At 63.1% G+C, this 15645-nt stretch carries 15 protein-coding genes and 1 pseudogene; 4 read left to right on the top strand and 12 right to left on the bottom strand.

The genetic code is table 11. The features are described from left to right. Together X751_RS160950 and X751_RS160955 are read right to left on the bottom strand one after the other, a co-directional pair. Complete coding sequence (locus X751_RS160950) at positions 1 to 507, bottom strand: RES domain-containing protein (RefSeq protein ID WP_023689127.1); 507 nt, start codon at positions 505 to 507, stop codon at positions 1 to 3. Next, positions 504 to 992, bottom strand: a complete 489-nt coding sequence (locus X751_RS160955) for an antitoxin Xre/MbcA/ParS toxin-binding domain-containing protein (protein WP_023695606.1) — start codon at positions 990 to 992, stop codon at positions 504 to 506. The genes X751_RS160950 and X751_RS160955 overlap by 4 nt, the downstream gene beginning before the upstream one ends. Before the next feature lie 199 nt (positions 993 to 1191). Here X751_RS160955 and X751_RS160960 point away from each other — a divergent pair, with 199 nt between their 5' ends. Further along, on the top strand, positions 1192 to 3414 hold the full coding sequence (locus tag X751_RS160960) for an AMP-binding protein (protein ID WP_023695607.1): 2223 nt from the start codon (positions 1192 to 1194) through the stop codon (positions 3412 to 3414). A 160-nt stretch (positions 3415 to 3574) separates the two neighbouring features. Here X751_RS160960 and pssA read toward each other — a convergent pair whose 3' ends face one another. Beyond that, complete coding sequence (pssA, locus tag X751_RS160965) at positions 3575 to 4390, bottom strand: CDP-diacylglycerol--serine O-phosphatidyltransferase (protein WP_023672701.1); 816 nt, start codon at positions 4388 to 4390, stop codon at positions 3575 to 3577. A gap of 3 nt (positions 4391 to 4393) precedes the next feature. After that, positions 4394 to 5176 carry a phosphatidylserine decarboxylase gene (locus X751_RS160970; protein ID WP_280806411.1) on the bottom strand — a complete coding sequence of 261 codons (783 nt, stop codon included), beginning with the start codon at positions 5174 to 5176 and terminating at the stop codon, positions 4394 to 4396. A 181-nt stretch (positions 5177 to 5357) separates the two neighbouring features. On the opposite strand from X751_RS160970, the gene X751_RS1000000164680 reads away from it, so the two are divergent. Next, on the top strand, positions 5358 to 6032 hold the full coding sequence (locus tag X751_RS1000000164680; RefSeq protein ID WP_196815013.1) for a lysozyme inhibitor LprI family protein: 675 nt from the start codon (positions 5358 to 5360) through the stop codon (positions 6030 to 6032). A 504-nt stretch (positions 6033 to 6536) separates the two neighbouring features. Here the strand turns inward: X751_RS1000000164680 and X751_RS160975 are convergent. Then, positions 6537 to 7298 carry a DUF4375 domain-containing protein gene (locus tag X751_RS160975; protein ID WP_023743789.1) on the bottom strand — a complete coding sequence of 254 codons (762 nt, stop codon included), beginning with the start codon at positions 7296 to 7298 and terminating at the stop codon, positions 6537 to 6539. Between the two features lie 226 nt (positions 7299 to 7524). Between X751_RS160975 and X751_RS160980 the strand changes: the two genes are divergently transcribed. Beyond that, complete coding sequence (locus X751_RS160980; protein WP_031204535.1) at positions 7525 to 8415, top strand: SMP-30/gluconolactonase/LRE family protein; 891 nt, start codon at positions 7525 to 7527, stop codon at positions 8413 to 8415. On the opposite strand, the gene X751_RS160985 is transcribed toward X751_RS160980, so the two are convergent. The 5 genes and pseudogenes from X751_RS160985 to X751_RS0132520 all read right to left on the bottom strand — a co-directional run bounded on the left by X751_RS160985 (position 8394) and on the right by X751_RS0132520 (position 13170). After that, positions 8394 to 8729, bottom strand: coding sequence for an antibiotic biosynthesis monooxygenase (locus tag X751_RS160985; RefSeq protein WP_023685667.1), 336 nt, complete (start codon positions 8727 to 8729; stop codon positions 8394 to 8396). The genes X751_RS160980 and X751_RS160985 overlap by 22 nt on opposite strands. 278 nt (positions 8730 to 9007) lie before the next feature. Continuing rightward, positions 9008 to 10888: an ABC transporter ATP-binding protein/permease gene (locus X751_RS160990; RefSeq protein WP_023743787.1), complete on the bottom strand. Its 1881-nt coding sequence runs from the start codon at positions 10886 to 10888 to the stop codon at positions 9008 to 9010. A gap of 24 nt (positions 10889 to 10912) precedes the next feature. Beyond that, positions 10913 to 11248, bottom strand: coding sequence for a metalloregulator ArsR/SmtB family transcription factor (locus tag X751_RS160995; RefSeq protein ID WP_023743786.1), 336 nt, complete (start codon positions 11246 to 11248; stop codon positions 10913 to 10915). A gap of 229 nt (positions 11249 to 11477) precedes the next feature. Then, positions 11478 to 11840, bottom strand: a pseudogene (locus X751_RS1000000165165) (LysM peptidoglycan-binding domain-containing protein); the annotation flags it as partial. A 10-nt stretch (positions 11841 to 11850) separates the two neighbouring features. Then, entirely contained in the window at positions 11851 to 13170 is a 1320-nt protein-coding gene (locus tag X751_RS0132520; protein WP_245265725.1) for a peptigoglycan-binding protein LysM, read from the bottom strand. Between the two features lie 124 nt (positions 13171 to 13294). On the opposite strand from X751_RS0132520, the gene X751_RS161000 reads away from it, so the two are divergent. Next, positions 13295 to 13906, top strand: a complete 612-nt coding sequence (locus X751_RS161000) for a TIGR00730 family Rossman fold protein (RefSeq protein WP_023673582.1) — start codon at positions 13295 to 13297, stop codon at positions 13904 to 13906. 31 nt (positions 13907 to 13937) lie between these two features. On the opposite strand, the gene X751_RS161005 is transcribed toward X751_RS161000, so the two are convergent. Together X751_RS161005 and rarD are read right to left on the bottom strand one after the other, a co-directional pair. Continuing rightward, complete coding sequence (locus X751_RS161005) at positions 13938 to 14624, bottom strand: glutathione S-transferase family protein (protein ID WP_023743785.1); 687 nt, start codon at positions 14622 to 14624, stop codon at positions 13938 to 13940. An 11-nt stretch (positions 14625 to 14635) separates the two neighbouring features. Next, on the bottom strand, positions 14636 to 15565 hold the full coding sequence (gene rarD / locus X751_RS161010; RefSeq protein WP_023743784.1) for an EamA family transporter RarD: 930 nt from the start codon (positions 15563 to 15565) through the stop codon (positions 14636 to 14638). Positions 15566 to 15645: the final 80 nt, after the last annotated feature.

The raw sequence follows: 15645 nt of genomic DNA, 5'->3' as shown, positions 1-15645 counted from the left end.
CTACCCAGCGGGAGGATGAAGCCTTGTATCAAGCGCGAAATCCTCCCGGAGATGCAAGCTATAAAGGCCTGCCGCCCGGTTGGGATCGAACACCAGGTTCCAGCTGTGCTGGGATACCGCGCTGGGGATCAGAAAGAACGGATGCTTTGCCAGCAGACCATCGCCGAACTGCTGCTGTCCCGCGCCCGGGATGCCGGGACGCAGCCAGTTCGCGTTCGGAATATCGTCGGTTTGGACCACATAAATCTCTGATGGATCGACGATGTCGAATGCCGTCAGCACGTGAGGGACAGTATCCAGCGTGCGAAACCCCTTGTGGACCGCCACCTCCAAGATGGCGGTCGATGGGTCGATGGACGCATATACGGCTCTGATCCCTTTGCTGTTCCACCTTCCCCCAAGCTTGAAGGCTCCTTCGCCACTGTCCCAGCTCGCCTTGAAGCGTCTGTGATCAAGCCTCCAGCCCAACAACTGCCCTGTTCCGAGGGAGCCCGGCAAAGGCGTCACGCGTAGATACCATAGTCGAGCCGCTCAAGAAACTCCTGCACAAGCGCAGTGCCCGCCGCCGTGGCCAGCAGATCGATCGGCCGGCGATTGTCCAAACCCATGGCAGACTCGATCATCCATTTTTCCGCGTCTTCCTGAGTCCCGAGCACGGACGTGGCCTTTGTCAGGAGCTTGGCGAAGTTCCAGGTTCTGGAACCTTGCTCCCGACTGAGGGTCTTGGAGTGATCCGATTTGTGCCGCTGAAATGTCCGCTCGCTCATGCCGAATGCGGTCTCAAACGCATCGGCGGGATCAATGACCATCAGATGCCTGACGAGGCTTTCGAGCGCCTGGCCCGGAATTCCATGCAGGATCATTTCATGTGCCTCAAGAGGACTGGCTACCGAGAATCCAAGAACCTTCCGTCCACCAAACAGGTCGACCATTCGTTCGAACTCCGGCTCCATATGTGGTGCCTCGGCAAAACCCAGCGGGGAACTGGCCATATTACCTCTCCGTCACGTGTCGCTTTATTTACGACACGTGTCGCAACATTTCAAGGCCTGCGTTTGGGTCATTGCCTGGTGAGGTCAGGTGGAACACCGCTCCCTCGCACCCGCGCATTGACCTTGCTCCCCATTGCGCTACCCTCTGCTCTCGAAGCGGACGAAGAGCCGCATACCGGACCGTTGGGAGAGACGCGGCATGATCCTGACACTGGCGCTGCTTGCAGGCCTCGTGCTGGCCTGGCTGCTGATTGGCGCGATCGAGACGTTTCGTCTCGACCTGCGCTTTACCCAGGCGCTACTCTATGTGCCGTTCAAGCTCGCCTACCGGATCGATGACCGGCGCATCCGCATTGCCCGCAACGCGCCGACGCCGGTGATCTATGTGGTCTCGCACCAGTCACGCTTCGAGCCGGCGCTGATGCTGTCGCTGCTGCCCGACGACACGCTGCACATTCTCGACGAGGCCTCGGCGCGCTCGCCCTGGATGGAGCCTTGGCGCGAGCTTGGCCGCACCATCGCCTTCAACGCCGAGCATCTCTTCGTCAGCCGGCGGCTGGTCAGGGTGCTGAAGGGTAAAGGCCGGCTTGCCGTCTATCTGCCCGATGACGTCGAGCCCGATGTGAAGACGTTTCGCCTGTTCCGCGCCGTCACCCGCATCGCTATGCAGGCCGACGCCCGCATCGTGCCGATCTTCGTCACCGGCTCGCGCGACCTGCCGGTTTCCTTGACGCCAAAGAACCGGGCGCCGCGCCACTGGTTCCCAAAACTCTCGATCAGCGTGCTGGAGCCGATGACGATTGCCGAACTGGTGGCGCGCAACCCCGACCAGGCTTCCAACACCAATGCGTTGTTCGACCGCATCGCCGAGGCGCGGCTTTATGGCAGCAACCTCGATCGCGGCCTGTTCCTGGCCATGCGCGATGCCGCGGATCGCACCGGCGCCTCGCATCCGATCATCGAGGATGTGATCAGCGGCTCGCTCAGCTATCGAAAAATGTTCATCGGCGCGCGCGTGCTCGGCCGCCGTTTCCAGGCGGTGGCGGCGCCCGGCGAAGCGGTCGGGGTTTTGCTGCCCAACGCCAATGGCGTGGTGCTGTCCTTCGTCGGCCTGCTCTCGGCCGGCCGGGTAGCGGCGATGATCAACTACACGGCAGGGCCGGCCAGCGTAACCGCCGCGGTGCGCGCGGCAGTCATCCGAACGGTGGTTTCCTCGCGCGCGTTCGTCGAGAAGGCGGCGCTTGCCGACATCATCGCCGCGATCGAGGCCGGCGGCGCCAAAATGCTGTGGCTGGAGGATGTGCGCGCAAGCGTCACGACGCTGGAAAAGCTCGCAGCAGCGGTGCTGTGGCGGTTCCCGCTGCAGCGGCAGGATGCGGCCAAGCCCGCCGCAATCCTGTTCACCTCAGGCTCGGAAGGCACGCCCAAGGCCGTGGTGCTGTCGCACCGCAATCTCCACGCCAACGCCATGCAGGCCGAGGCGCGCATTACCATTTCGCCGTCCGACATCCTGCTCAACGTGCTGCCGGTTTTTCACTCTTTCGGCCTGACCGGCGGTACCATCCTGCCGCTGGTGACCGGGGTGAAACTGTTCCTCTACCCGTCACCGCTGCACTACAAGATCATCCCGGAGATCGCCCGCAAGGTGAAGCCGACCATCATGTTCGGCACCGACACTTTCCTTGCCAACTATGCCCGCACCGCCAAGGATGGCGATTTCTCAAGCCTGCGCTTCGTCGTCGCCGGCGCGGAAGCGGTGAAGCCGGAGACGCGGCGCGTTTATCGCGAGCGCTTCGATGCCTCGATCATCGAGGGGTTCGGGCTGACGGAGGCCGCTCCCGTCGTCGCCGTCAACACCGCCATCCATGGTCGCGACGGCACGGTCGGACGGCTGTTGCCGGCGATGCGCATGAAGCTCGAACCGGTCGAGGGTATCGAGGGTGCCGGCCGCCTGTGGCTCGACGGGCCGAATTTGATGATGGGCTACATGACCGCTGACCGGCCCGGCGAATTGCAGCCGCTGGACGGCTGGCACGACACCGGCGACATCGTCTCGGTCGACCGCGAAGGCTTCATCACCATTCGCGGGCGGGCAAAACGCTTCGCCAAGATCGCTGGCGAGATGGTGTCGTTGGGCGCCGTCGAGATGCTGGTGCAGTCGCTGTGGCCGGAAGAGCGCCACGCCGCGGTGGCGGTGCCGGACAAGAGGCGCGGCGAGCGCATCGTGCTGGTCACCACCGCCGACGACGCCGATCCGGAAGAACTGCGCGCCTTCGGCAAGAAGGCAGGTGCGGCCGAACTGATGGTGCCCAACGACATCGTCAAGGTCGGGGAGATCCCGGTGCTGGGTTCCGGCAAGACGGATTATGTCTCGACGCGGAACCTGGCGATCGAGAAGCTGGGGCTGGGCCTGGCGGCTTAGCGTATCTCCCTCCTTGAGGGGGAGATGGCCGGCAGGCCAGAGGGGGTCGCCTCGCGTGAAGCGCCGACGTCCTCTTCGCTCAAACGAGGTCGCGTCCGGGGCGTACCGACCCCCTCTGTCGCCTTCGGCGACATCTCCCCCTCAAGGGGGGAGATAACAACTACCCAATATCCGACGGCGGCACTTTTTCGCCCTCGCGCTTGGCGCGCTTCGAATACGCCCGCACGCTGAAAGGCAGGAAGATGAGATAGCCTGCGACAGAGGCGGTCAGCGTGTACCAGGGATAGGTCATCAACAGCAGGACGTAGAGAACGACCGCCAGGATGATCGGCAGCACCTTGTCGCCCGGCACTTTCAGGCTTTTGCCGGAATAGACCGGCAGCCGGCTGACCAGCAGGAAAGCGACCAGCACAGTGAAGCCGGTGGCGACGAATGCCGTCAGGCGGTCCGGCTCGAGACCGAGCCGCAGGAAGGACAGATAGAGCGGCAGCATGACCAGCACGGCGCCGGCCGGCGCCGGCACGCCGACGAAGTATTCGCTCTGCCAGATCGGCCGGTCATGGTCTTCGTCGAGCACGTTGAAGCGCGCCAGCCGCAGGCCACAGGCGATGGTGAACAGAAGAGCTGCGATCCAGCCGAAGGAGCCGGCGCGGTCGAGCAGGAAGGCGTAGAGCACCAGTGCCGGCGCGACGCCGAAATTGACGATGTCGGCCAGCGAATCCATCTGCGCGCCGAATTTGGATGTCGCCTTCAACATGCGCGCCAGGCGCCCGTCTATGCCGTCCAGGAAGGCGGCGAGCAGCACCATCACCACGGCCGGCTCGAAACGGCCCTCGAAGCCGAAGCGGATGCCGGACAGGCCGGCGCAGATGGCAAGCACGGTGACCAGATTAGGCAGCACCATGCGCATCGGAATTTCGCGGATGCGCGGGCCGCCGCTGCCATGGGCCTCGAACTTTTTGAACGGCGCGCCCACCGCTTACGAAATCCTGACGAGCGGGGTTGCGGCGACGCCGCCGAATTCGGCGAGCACGGTTTCGCCGCCGACCGCTTTCTGGCCGACGGCGACGCGCGGCACCGCGGTCGACGGCAGGAAGACATCGACGCGCGAGCCGAAGCGGATCAGGCCAAAGCGTTCGCCGACGGCAATGGAGCCGCCGGTCTCGGCCCAGCAGACGATGCGGCGCGCCACCAGGCCGGCAATCTGCACGGCGACAACGATGCCGTTGGGACTGTCTATGACCAGCCCGTTGCGCTCGTTCTCCGAGCTTGCCTTGTCGAGTTCGGCATTCAGGAACTTGCCCGGCCGGTGCTCGATTTTGGTGATGCGGCCGCGCACCGGAGCGCGGTTCACATGGCAGGAAAAGACGTTCATGAACACCGAGATGCGGGTCATCTCGGTGTTGCCGAGGCCAAGCTCGCGCGGCGGCACGGCCGGGCCGACCGCCGAGATGACGCCGTCGGCGGGACTGACCACCAGCCTGTCATCGACCGGGGTGACACGCTCGGGGTCACGGAAGAAATAGACGCACCAGGCGGTCAGGATCAGGCCGATCCAGAACAGCACCGAGGAGAAATAGCCGAGGAACAGCGTGCCCGCACCAAAGGCGGCAATGAACGGATAGCCCTCGCGATGGATCGGAACGAAGGCATTCTTGATCGAATCGACGAGGCTCATCGGATGGGGCTCATGGGATGGGGGCGGTCCCTGTTTCAGGTCCGGCCTCAATACCGGAAAGGCTCCGCTGCCGCAACGCAACATTGGGCAAGGCCGCATCGTCCGCAGCCGGCAGGAACGGTGACGTGCTTGCCTGCCGCCGGCTTTGCCGCCAGAATTCGGGCCAACGCCGGCTGAACGCGCGGCGAAAAGGCCGACTGCCATGGCGCCAAATTCAGGCAAAACGTATCTTGTTGCCATACGATCGGCAGCCGTGGGTGCCGTTTTGACCGTACTTGTGGCAGCGAGCGACCACGCAGTTGCGCAAGTATCCTTCGACTGCGCCAAGGCCGCCAGCTTGGCGGAAAAGGCCATTTGCGCCGATCCGGTCCTGGCGCAAGCCGATGCCGACGTCGCGAAGAATTATACCGCGCTGCTGAAGAGGCTCGATGCTCATACCGGGAAGGCGCTGCGGGACGACCAAAGCGATTTCATCGCCTATCGCGATCAGATCGCCGGTTTCAACGAAAGTTCGCCCAAGAACCAACAGACTTTCGATCTCGGCGAATTCCTGCGCGACCGCGCAACCTTCCTGTCCGGCATACGCAAGCCCCCCGATGCAGGTTTGATCGGCACATGGAGCAGCGTGCGCGGCAGCGTCGACATCAAGGCTGTTGGCGGAGGCAAGGTCGAAATCTCGGAAGATGTCGTTTCCAATCCAGTCTCGGGAAGTGGGTCATGCGAGATCGACGGCACGGTCGAGGAGCGCAACACTCTGCGGCTGGTCGGCCGTGCCGTCGACAACGACAACCCAACCGGTTTTGTCTTTACCTTTCGACGCGACGGCGATGCGCTTGTCGTCGAGCAGAGCGGCGCCGGCAAGGATGGCAGATCGGAGCCCCTGTCATGCGGTGCCAACGGCCATGCCGATGGCATGTTCTTCCTGACGGAGAAAAAGTAGGCTTGCTGTAACCCGCCGCAGCGGAGCGATCAAAGTGGGCATTGAGCTCGGCGATAGCGGCCTCAGCGAGGCTTTCATCATCCTTGCCGCGCAAGAGCACACCGCCGTTCCGCAACGATTGGAAAAGGAAGACTTGGCCTGATGCCAGCACCACCCAATTCACGATTGCTCCTTCCTCCTTCTGCACCACCGAATTCGCAGAAACGATGGCATCCGTCGGGTCGAAGCCTGCCTTGCGGAGCAGGAGGTCGACGGCGGCGGGAGCATGGTATTGTTCCGCCAGCTCAATGACCGCTGTGATCTCGGGCTCTTCAGCAATGCCAAGCTTGGCGCCAACTTTCGGGGCGTTAGCCGCTAGCGGGCTCTCGCCTGGCGGTATGACAAGCAACTCTTCTGGAGCGATGTACTCGTAGACCGTGACGTGTGTCTCCGTCGCACTGCATAGTCGGGTCTTCTTCGCGCTGGTCTGAAGTTGAAAAACCAGCTGTTTCTCTCCTTCTATGTTCAGCATCCTTGCCATGCCGAACGCGATTTTGATCTCGGGCGGCGCGATCTTGGCGCAGGCAAGGCCGGCCCGACATCGCGCCAGCTCAAGATCATCTGGCCTGCCAAGTTGCCAACGGACTTATGAAGAAGCCTGCCTTCGCGCTTCGGATTGGCCATCACCGGCCGGTGTATGACGTCGTCGTAATCGTCACTATCGACAACTTGCAGATCAGGCCATGACGCGATCCAGCGCGCCAAAAGGTTTTCCATGGGCGCGGCCTCATCCGCAACGTAGAACGCATGATCAAGTGTATCGAGAAAATCATCCCGCCCGCCCTCGAAGCCCGTCTGCTGGGCGGCTTCGTTGGGATGGTCTGCAATCCAGCTGGACATCTTTTCCAAAGTCGCAAGCTGGCCCTTTGCGCCACAAGCAGTGAGTCCAGCTCGTGCGTTGGCAATCATGGCGCCGATTTCCTGCCCGGCATTGTGGATGAATTGACTATGGCCGCCGTTCTTTACCTCCGAAGAGTACGAGTCGGCATGAAGGACCTGCATCGCCTTGGTGTCGATTTCGGGATAACGATAGAGTCCTTTGGAAACCATCGCTGTGACGAATTGCATGACAGCGAAGACGAGAAAAAACGGCTCTTCATCAGGATCCTCGACGTTCGAACGCAGTACGACGACTGGCAACGGCAGGCCGAATTCCAACTGCTTTCCAGAATTTGATGCCGACTTCTCGGGCGTTTTCTTGGATTTGCGGGAAAAGAAACCGAACATCGAAAATACTCTCTTGGTCGCAAAACTTGCGCGAACGGGTTATTTCCGACGCGACAATATCAGCTGCCCTCAAGGATTAAAGGCACTCTGATCCAGAGGCATTCGCACGATGGTTTGCCGAAATTGTCGACGGTCATGTCGGGGCGCCATAGATTCACACGTCCTTGGCAGGAAAGCGCTTCGCGACAATGCCGAATTGCGGCGAGTCGACAAACCAGGGTCAGAGATGCCATCCTCGAAATCAATCGCCCTGAACGCCAAGGTCATTACAGAAGGCCTCGCTTTCGGAGAGTCTCCCCGCTGGCACGACGGACGCCTGTGGCTCTGCAACTGGGGAACCGGAGAGATCGTCGCGGTGGATGAGGACGGCGGGAACCAGGTGATGCTCACCGTGCCGGCCATCCTGCCTTATTCGATCGACTGGTTGTCGGATGGCCGATTGCTGATCGTCTCGGGTCGGGATGGCTTGTTGCTGCGGCAGGAGGCGGATGGAACGCTGGCCACCCATGCCGATCTTCGGTCGCTGTCAAACAGCCCGTGGAACGAGATCGTCGTCGACGGGCGCGGCAACATCTATGTCAATGGCGGCGGGTCGGCGCCTGCACCGGGCGAGCATTTCGGGCCCGGCACCATCGTGCTGATCACGCCGGACGGCTCGGTTCGACAAGTGGCCGAGAACATCGCTTTCGCCAACGGCATGGCGGTGACGCCGGACAACAGGACACTGATCGTGGCGGAGTCGCATGCCAACCGGCTGACCGCCTTCGATATCGCGGAGGATGGCGGGCTTTCCAACCGCTGCGTCTGGGCCGATCTCGATGGCTTTCCCGACGGCGTCTGCCTCGATGCCGAAGGAACTGCCTGGTATGCGGATGTTCCCAACAAACGCTGTGTGCGGGTGCGCGAAGGTGGTGAGGTCTTGCAGTCCGTCAATGCCGATCGCGGCTGCTTTGCCTGCATGCTCGGCGGCCTGGATGGCAAGACGCTGTTCATCGTTGCCGCCCAATGGCGTGGTTTCGAGAACATGATCAGCGATGCCCGCACCGGCCAGGTGCTGAGCGTCGAGGCGCCAGCACCTGGCACGGGCTGGCCCTCCTACATCTCAGGCAGACGCTGATAGTTGGCGATATCGGCCTTCACACCCAGCCGGGCAATGGTCTCCTGCGGGTTGAAGCCCGCCCGCTCGTGGGCCGCCTTGACGATCGGCACGACATTGTCGACGGCCGCCTGGTTTTCCCATTCGACAATGGTGACCAAGTTGAACTCACCCGGACCCGAAAATTGCTCGAGCACGAAATCCTGGACGAAGCCTTGCTGCAGACGCAGCAATTCATGAGTCGCCCTGACCTTGCGAAGGATTTCTTCACGGGCCTCGGCAGGAACGACGAATTTGTCGACCCTGAACACGGCTGCCTCGGCAAGTTTATCCATTTGAATCTGTCTCCGTTCTTGAACGACTTGGGTTCGGTGGCTCAGGAAAGGGTTTGCGATCTCAACTTAGGTTGAGGTCAAGGGGAAATTTTCGGTGGTGATGATGGCGACGACGCTGCGTATCTCCCCCCTTGAGGGGGAGATGGCCGGCAGGCCAGAGGGGGTCGGTTCGACTGGATGCGCCCCCCTTGCGACCGATGAAGGTTAGCGCTCCACGCGCGGTGACCCCCTCTGTCGCCTTCGGCGACCCTCAAGGGGGGAGATTGGCGCTCCGCCGCCTAGCTCACCTCCGAAGTCCGCCTGCGCACAACCACACCCAGCTCATCGCTCTCGCGTGCAACTCGAAGCCTCTCTTCGGCTTCTGTCGCTTCGCGCTGGCGGTCCCACATCGACGCGTAGAGGCCATGCTTTTGCATCAGCTCGGCATGGGTGCCGCGCTCGGCGATCTCGCCGTCCTTGAGCACGATGATCTCGTCGGCGGTGATCACCGTCGACAACCTATGCGCAATGACGATGGTGGTGCGGCCCTTGCTGACCAGGTCGAGGGCGGCCTGGATTTCCTGTTCGGTGTGGCTGTCCAGCGCCGAGGTCGCCTCGTCGAGCATCAGGATCGGCGGCGCCTTCAAAATCGTGCGGGCAATCGCCACGCGCTGCTTTTCGCCGCCCGACAGTTTTAGCCCACGCTCGCCGACCATCGAGCGGTAGCCTTCGGGCAGTCGTTCGATGAACGGGCCGATCTGGGCAAGCTCGGCGGCTTTCTGCATTTCTTCCTCGCTGGCGCCGATGCGGCCGTAACGGATGTTGTAGGCGATGGTGTCGTTGAACAGCACGGTGTCCTGCGGCACCATGCCGATGGCGCCGCGCAGGCTCGCCTGCGTCACATCACGGACATCCTGGCCGTCGATCAGCACCTGACCGCCCTGGACGTCGTAGAAGCGGAACAAGAGCCGCGAAATCGTCGACTTGCCGGCGCCGGACGGGCCCACGATGGCCACCGTCTTGCCGGCCGGAACCTCGAAGGAGACGCCCTTCAGAATCTTGCGGCTGGGGTCGTAGGCGAAGTGCACGTCGCGGAACTCGACCTTGCCGGCTTTAACAGTGAGCGGCTTGGCATCCGGCTTGTCGGTGATTTCCTGCGGCACATCGAGCAGGTCGAACATCTGCTCGATGTCGGTCAGCCCCTGGCGGATTTCGCGGTAGATGAAGCCGATGAAATTGAGCGGCACCGAAAGCTGCATCAGCATGGCATTGATGAAGACGAAATCGCCGACCGTCTGCGTGCCGGCCTGCACCTCCAGCGCCGACATGCACATGACGATGACGGTGCCGAGACCGAAGATGATGCCCTGGCCGAAATTCAGCCAGCCGAGCGAGGTCCATATCCTGGTCGCCGCCATTTCATAGCGCGCCATCGAACGGTCGAAGCGCTCAGCCTCCATACCCTCGTTGTTGAAGTATTTGACCGTCTCGTAGTTGAGCAGGGAGTCGATCGCCTTGGTGTTGGCGTCGGTGTCGCTGTCGTTCATGTCGCGGCGGATCGAGATCCGCCAGTCGCTGGCGCGAACCGTGAACCAGACGTAGAGCCACACCGTGGCCGCCACCACGACCACATATTTCCAGCCATAAGTGTAGGCGAAGATACCGGTGGTCAGCGCGAATTCGAGGATGGTCGGCGCCGTGTTCAGCATGATGAAGCGCACGATCGTCTCGATGCCCTTGGTGCCGCGCTCGATGATGCGCGACAGGCCGCCGGTGCGGCGCTCGAGGTGAAAGCGCAGCGACAGCTGGTGCATGTGAACGAAGGTGCGGAACGCGAGCTGGCGCACCGCATATTGGCCAACGCGGGCAAACAGCGCGTCGCGCAGCTGGTTGAAGCCAAGCTGCACCAGCCGCACGACATTGTAGGCGACGACCAGCATCACCGGCGCCAGCAGGAAGGATGGCAGCGGCGGCGGCGATTTGGCGTCACCGGCCAGAGAATCGGTCGCCCATTTGAAGAAGTACGGCCCGGCAACCAGTGTCAGCTTGGCAACGACCAGAAGCAGCGTTGCCCAAGTGACGCGTGCCCTGAGATCGGCGCGGTCGGCCGGCCACATATAGGGCCACAGATTGCGCAAGGTGCTGAAGGTCGAGCTATCGGAAACGGTTTTTTCTGCCACTTGTCTTGCCTTTTGGGTGAGAAATCAGCGGCCGGAGCAGCAGGAATTGACGAGTGCGGTCAGCGATGCGGAAACGTCGGCGAGCGCGGCGCGGTCGAGTTGATAGAGCGAGCGCTGGCGGTCGGGCTCGAAGCGGACCAAGCCTGCTTCGACCAGGATTTTCAGATGCTGGGAGACCGTCGACTGCGCGAGGTCGAGATGGTCGACAACCTCACGGCAGCAGCAGGAGCGGCTGGCCGACAGATGTCTAAGGATCTCGATGCGCGCCGGGTGCGAGAGTGCGGCGAAGCGAGCGGCAACGGCGCGGCTTTGGGGCGGTGCGCAGTTTGCGTGGTCTGGTTCAGCGAGCGAGTCTGCCATCGTTCATCGGCGATAGACGATGAACGGGTGCGTGGCAAGCTAACCCGATGGGTAGAGCGACCTAATCTCCCCCCTCGAGGGGAGATGTCGCCGAAGGCGACAGAGGGGGTCGGTACGTCCTGACGCAACGTCGTTTGCAGCAAAGAGAAGGTCGGCGTTCTATGCGCGGCGACCCCCTCTGGCCTGCCGGCCATCTCCCCCTCAAGGGGGGAGATCAAGCGCTCGGCCGCTACTGCGTCTTCACCGGCGCCGTTGTCACCTGCTCGCCCATCGCCTTGAGGTCGGCGGCTTCGCCTTCCTTGGACTTTTCCGGAACCTTGAACACCTGCCCCGGCCAGATGCGGTCGGGATCGCTGATCTGGTCCTGGTTGGCGAGATAGATGGTCGAGAAGCGCACGCCGTGACCGTAGACGCGCCGTGAGATCCGCCACAGCGTGTCGTGCCTGCGGATGATCACCGCGCCGTCGGCATGTTCAAGCTTTGGCGCCACCGTCTCTGGCACATCGGGCGTTGCCGCCGCGACGACGGCTGGAACCTCAGCGGCAGGCGCTGCCGGTGCCGCAGGTGCCCCGGCAACCGCCGGGGCAGCCGGAGCCGGCGCTTCAGCCGCCGGTGCGGCTGGTGCGGATGCGGCAGCAGCTGGTGCGGGCTTCGCAGGGGCAGCCGCGATAGTGGCTGGGGNCTGGCGCCGCAGGCTTCGGAGCGGCCGGTGCTTCGGCAGCAGCCGGTGCGGCCGGCTCAGCAGGCTTTGCTTCGGCGGGCTTGGTCTCGGTGGGCTTGGCCTCCGCGGGCGCCACGGCGGCGATCGCTTCGCCGGGTTCGCGCTCGAACGGCACGGCGGCGCGGGCCACGACCTTCACGCCGTCGGCGTCGAGACCGTCGACATGGATGGTGTAGCTGCCGACCGGGATGTCGCGCGTCGCCTCGACCAGGAAATGACCGTCGGGCGAGGTCACCGCATCACCAAGCAGGATATCGTTGGCATAAGCGCGCACCTTGCGGCCGGCGTCAGCCAGACCGGCGACGAAGATCTTGTTGCCGTCGATCTCGACCGCCTCGACGACGATCTTGGGTGCAGCCACGCCTGCCGCCGGCGGCGCTGCAGGTACTGCTGGCGCTGCAGGGGCAGTTGCGGCTTCCACAGCCGGAGCAGCAGGTGCTGTTTCAGCGGCCACGGCAGGCCCAGCCGTAGCAGGCGCCTCAGAGGCTGGGGCAGCGGCCTGATCGCCGGCGGCCGGTGCCGCGGGCTTGGTCTCAGGCGCCGGGACGCTAAGCAGCTCGGCCGGCTTGCCGGGTTCCTCGACCATCGCCAGCACCTGGCCGGCGGCGTCCTTGGGAACCGAAACGACGGCGGTCTGCACGGAAGGGGTAACCACATCGCCGGCCGTCGCGCGCAACGCAATCGTATAGTCGCCGGGCTTCAGCGGATCATCGAGAACGATGACGAAGGCGCCGTCCGGACCGGCGACAGTCGAGCCAAGCACCGAGGAGCCGTTGAGGATCTCGATCTTCGAATTGGGCGCAGCATTGCCGGCAACGACGATCGAGCCGTTGCTTTCGACGCGCACGACGTCGAAGCTCGGCGCAACCGGGCCGGCCGCGGCCGGCGCTGGGGTTGTTGGGGCAGCAGCGGGCGCGGCAGGTGCCGCCGGAGCCGCAGCTTCGGTCGCGGGAGCCGTTGCGTCGGCAGGCGCGGGTGCTGCGGGAGCCTTGGCATCGGTGGGCGCGGCGGGCGCCGGCGGCAGCCTTCCCTCGGTCCCCGGATCGGCCAGCTTTTCAGCCGGCGGCGTCAGCGATGCAATCGCCGCAGGCGGCGTGGGATTCAGATACGGGTCGAGTGCGCCCGATACATAGGCGGTTCCGACGACCGCGACGGTCCCACCGGCCGCGAACAGAAACGCCTTCAATGGATTAACAGCCATATTTCCCCTACCCCTTAGCCACCTGAAGCCGGTCTAGCGTGTTTTGCCGGCACCGACAAGAAAAAGCCCGGGCTTGTCAGCCTTGGGGCTTGACCCCGCATTCAGACCCAATCACCAATCACGAATGAACACGATTCGATCCGTCTGCGTCTATTGCGGCTCGTCTCCGGGCCGCGATGAAATCTATGCCAAGGCCGGGCACCTGCTTGGCCGCTCGCTCGCCAAAGCCGGCCTGCGGCTGGTCTATGGCGGCGGCACCAAAGGCATTATGGGCGCAGTCGCCGAAGGCGCGCTCAAGGCCGGCGGCAAGGTAACGGGCATCATTCCGCGCTTCCTCATCAACAAGGAGGCGACCGAAACCGCGCTTGACCGGCTCGACGAGTTGCTGATCACCGACAACATGCACGAGCGCAAGCACAAGATGTTCGAGAAATCCGACGCCTTTGTGGCGCTGCCCGGCGGCATCGGCACGGTCGAGGAAATCGTCGAGATCATGACCTGGGGCCAGCTCGGCCATCACCGCAAGCCGATCGTCTTCGCCAACGTTCAAGGATTCTGGGATCCGATGCTGGCGCTGCTCGACCATATGGCCAGCGAAGGCTTCATCCACACCGCGCAACGGGTCAAGCCGCTGGTGGTCGAAGACCCCGAGGCCATCGTCGCCGCCATCATGGTGGCGGGGTCGTCGGTCGATGCGCCGACGGAAGGCGTGCAGTCGGTGATTGATAAAATGTGATAGTGACTAGTGAGAGAGGCCCCGCTGCCCATCACGCCGTAGCGCGAAGATCCTCGACGATGGTGCCGGCGGCAGCGACCTCCGCCTCATGGTCCGGCTCCCGCCAGGTCTCGGCGAGACCCGCCGCATACCAGTCCTGCATGGCCGGCAGGCCAAGCAATTGCGGGGGATAGGCTGCAGCTGCCCCTTCGAAAGACAGCCCATAGGATAGCACACGGAACGCCACCGGAGCAAAGAAGGCGTCGACGGCGGAAAAATGGCCGCCGGCAAGGAACGGCCCGCCGAACAGGGCAAGGCCATCGTTCCAGAGATCGCCCAAACGGAACAGATCCTGCTTCAGCGCGTCCGACATCGGCAACGGTTTTACCCGCAAGCCGCAATTCATCGGGCATGCGCCGCGCAAGGCCGTGAAACCAGAATGCATTTCGGCGGCGGCCGAGCGCGCCCAAGCTCGCGCCTTGGCCTCGGCAGGCCACACGCCATGGTGGCGCTCGGCGAGATACTCGGCAATAGCCAGCGAATCCCAGACAGCCCAGCCGTCATCCACCAGGCAAGGCACGCGCCCGCTGGGCGAGAACGCCCGGTAGAGATCGAAACTGGGCCCGGTCGGAAACGGCGTCAATTGCTCCTCGAACGGAATGTCGAGGGTGCGCATCAGCACCCATGGCCGCAGCGACCATGACGAATAGTTCTTGTTGGCGATATGCAGCACGTACATCGAAAGGCTCCCTACTTCGGGGCCAACGCCACCGGGCGGATTTCACGGCCACGAAACATCGACCAGGAATACATCGCCAATGCCGCCCAGATCAGCGCAAAGGCAATTGCTTGCGTGGTGCCGAACGGCTCGTCGAAAATCAGCACGGCGATCAGGAACACCATGGTCGGTGCGATGTACTGCATGATGCCGATGGTGGAGAGGCGCAGAAGCTTGGCGCCGAAGGCGAACAGAAGCAGCGGCACCGAGGTGACTGGCCCGCAGCCGATGAGCAAAGCCATATCGGTGCCGTTGCTGGAGATGAAATGGTCCTGGCCGTTGACGACCAGGAAGACGATGTAGGCAAGCGCCGGCACCGACAGCAAAAGCACTTCGAGCAGAAAGCCCTGGCTCGGGCCGATCGGCAGCGTCTTGCGGAAGAACCCATAGGCAGCGAAGGAAAACGCCAGCGCCAACGACACCCAAGGCAATTTGCCGGCATCGACGGTCAGAACGGCAACTGCGACCGCCGCCAGCAACACGGCCGCGATCTGCAGCCGGTCGAGCTTCTCGCCGAGCAACAACGCGCCGACGACGATGCTAACTAATGGGTTGATGTAGTATCCGAGCGCGGTCTCGACGGTGCGGTCGACCGAGATCGCCCAGACATAGATGGCCCAATTGACGGAGATCAGGGTCGCCGTCAACGCCGCCATGGCGATGCTGCGTGGTGAGCGGATTGCCCCCTTGAAATCGGCGGTCCGACCGGCCCAGACCAGCACTGCAGCAGCAATCGGCACCGACCAGACGATGCGGTGGGCGATCACCTCGATCAGCGGCAGATGCGCAACCGCCTTCATGTAGAAGGGCAACAGCCCCCATAGCAGATAAGCGCCGAGCGCGAGGAGAAAGCCGTTGCGGGCTTTGGAGTCGGCGTCGGGCTGGATCGTGTCGCTGGCCATGGCAAACGCTATGGCCCAGTGGGCCATCCAAAACCATCGCAAAATTATGATGGATCAATGGACTTCCGCTGATGGCTCAA

Origin of the sequence: Mesorhizobium sp. LNJC394B00, from assembly GCF_000502555.1 — a bacterium.
Taxonomy (GTDB): Bacteria; Pseudomonadota; Alphaproteobacteria; order Rhizobiales; family Rhizobiaceae; genus Mesorhizobium.
The sequence above is the reverse complement of the archived record's forward strand: the minus strand, read 5'-3'. Positions and strand labels throughout refer to the sequence as shown.

Bases quoted from the DNA above. Each gene is read 5' to 3' on its own strand.
- X751_RS160955 (WP_023695606.1), bottom strand. From the start codon at position 992: ATGGCCAGTTCCCCGCTGGGTTTTGCCGAGGCACCACATATGGAGCCG.
- X751_RS160960 (WP_023695607.1), top strand. From the start codon at position 1,192: ATGATCCTGACACTGGCGCTGCTTGCAGGCCTCGTGCTGGCCTGGCTG.
- X751_RS160970 (WP_280806411.1), bottom strand. From the start codon at position 5,176: ATGTTGCGTTGCGGCAGCGGAGCCTTTCCGGTATTGAGGCCGGACCTG.
- X751_RS160975 (WP_023743789.1), bottom strand. From the start codon at position 7,298: ATGTTCGGTTTCTTTTCCCGCAAATCCAAGAAAACGCCCGAGAAGTCG.
- X751_RS160980 (WP_031204535.1), top strand. From the start codon at position 7,525: ATGCCATCCTCGAAATCAATCGCCCTGAACGCCAAGGTCATTACAGAA.
- X751_RS160985 (WP_023685667.1), bottom strand. From the start codon at position 8,729: ATGGATAAACTTGCCGAGGCAGCCGTGTTCAGGGTCGACAAATTCGTC.
- X751_RS160995 (WP_023743786.1), bottom strand. From the start codon at position 11,248: ATGGCAGACTCGCTCGCTGAACCAGACCACGCAAACTGCGCACCGCCC.
- X751_RS161000 (WP_023673582.1), top strand. From the start codon at position 13,295: ATGAACACGATTCGATCCGTCTGCGTCTATTGCGGCTCGTCTCCGGGC.
- X751_RS161005 (WP_023743785.1), bottom strand. From the start codon at position 14,624: ATGTACGTGCTGCATATCGCCAACAAGAACTATTCGTCATGGTCGCTG.
- rarD (WP_023743784.1), bottom strand. From the start codon at position 15,565: ATGGCCAGCGACACGATCCAGCCCGACGCCGACTCCAAAGCCCGCAAC.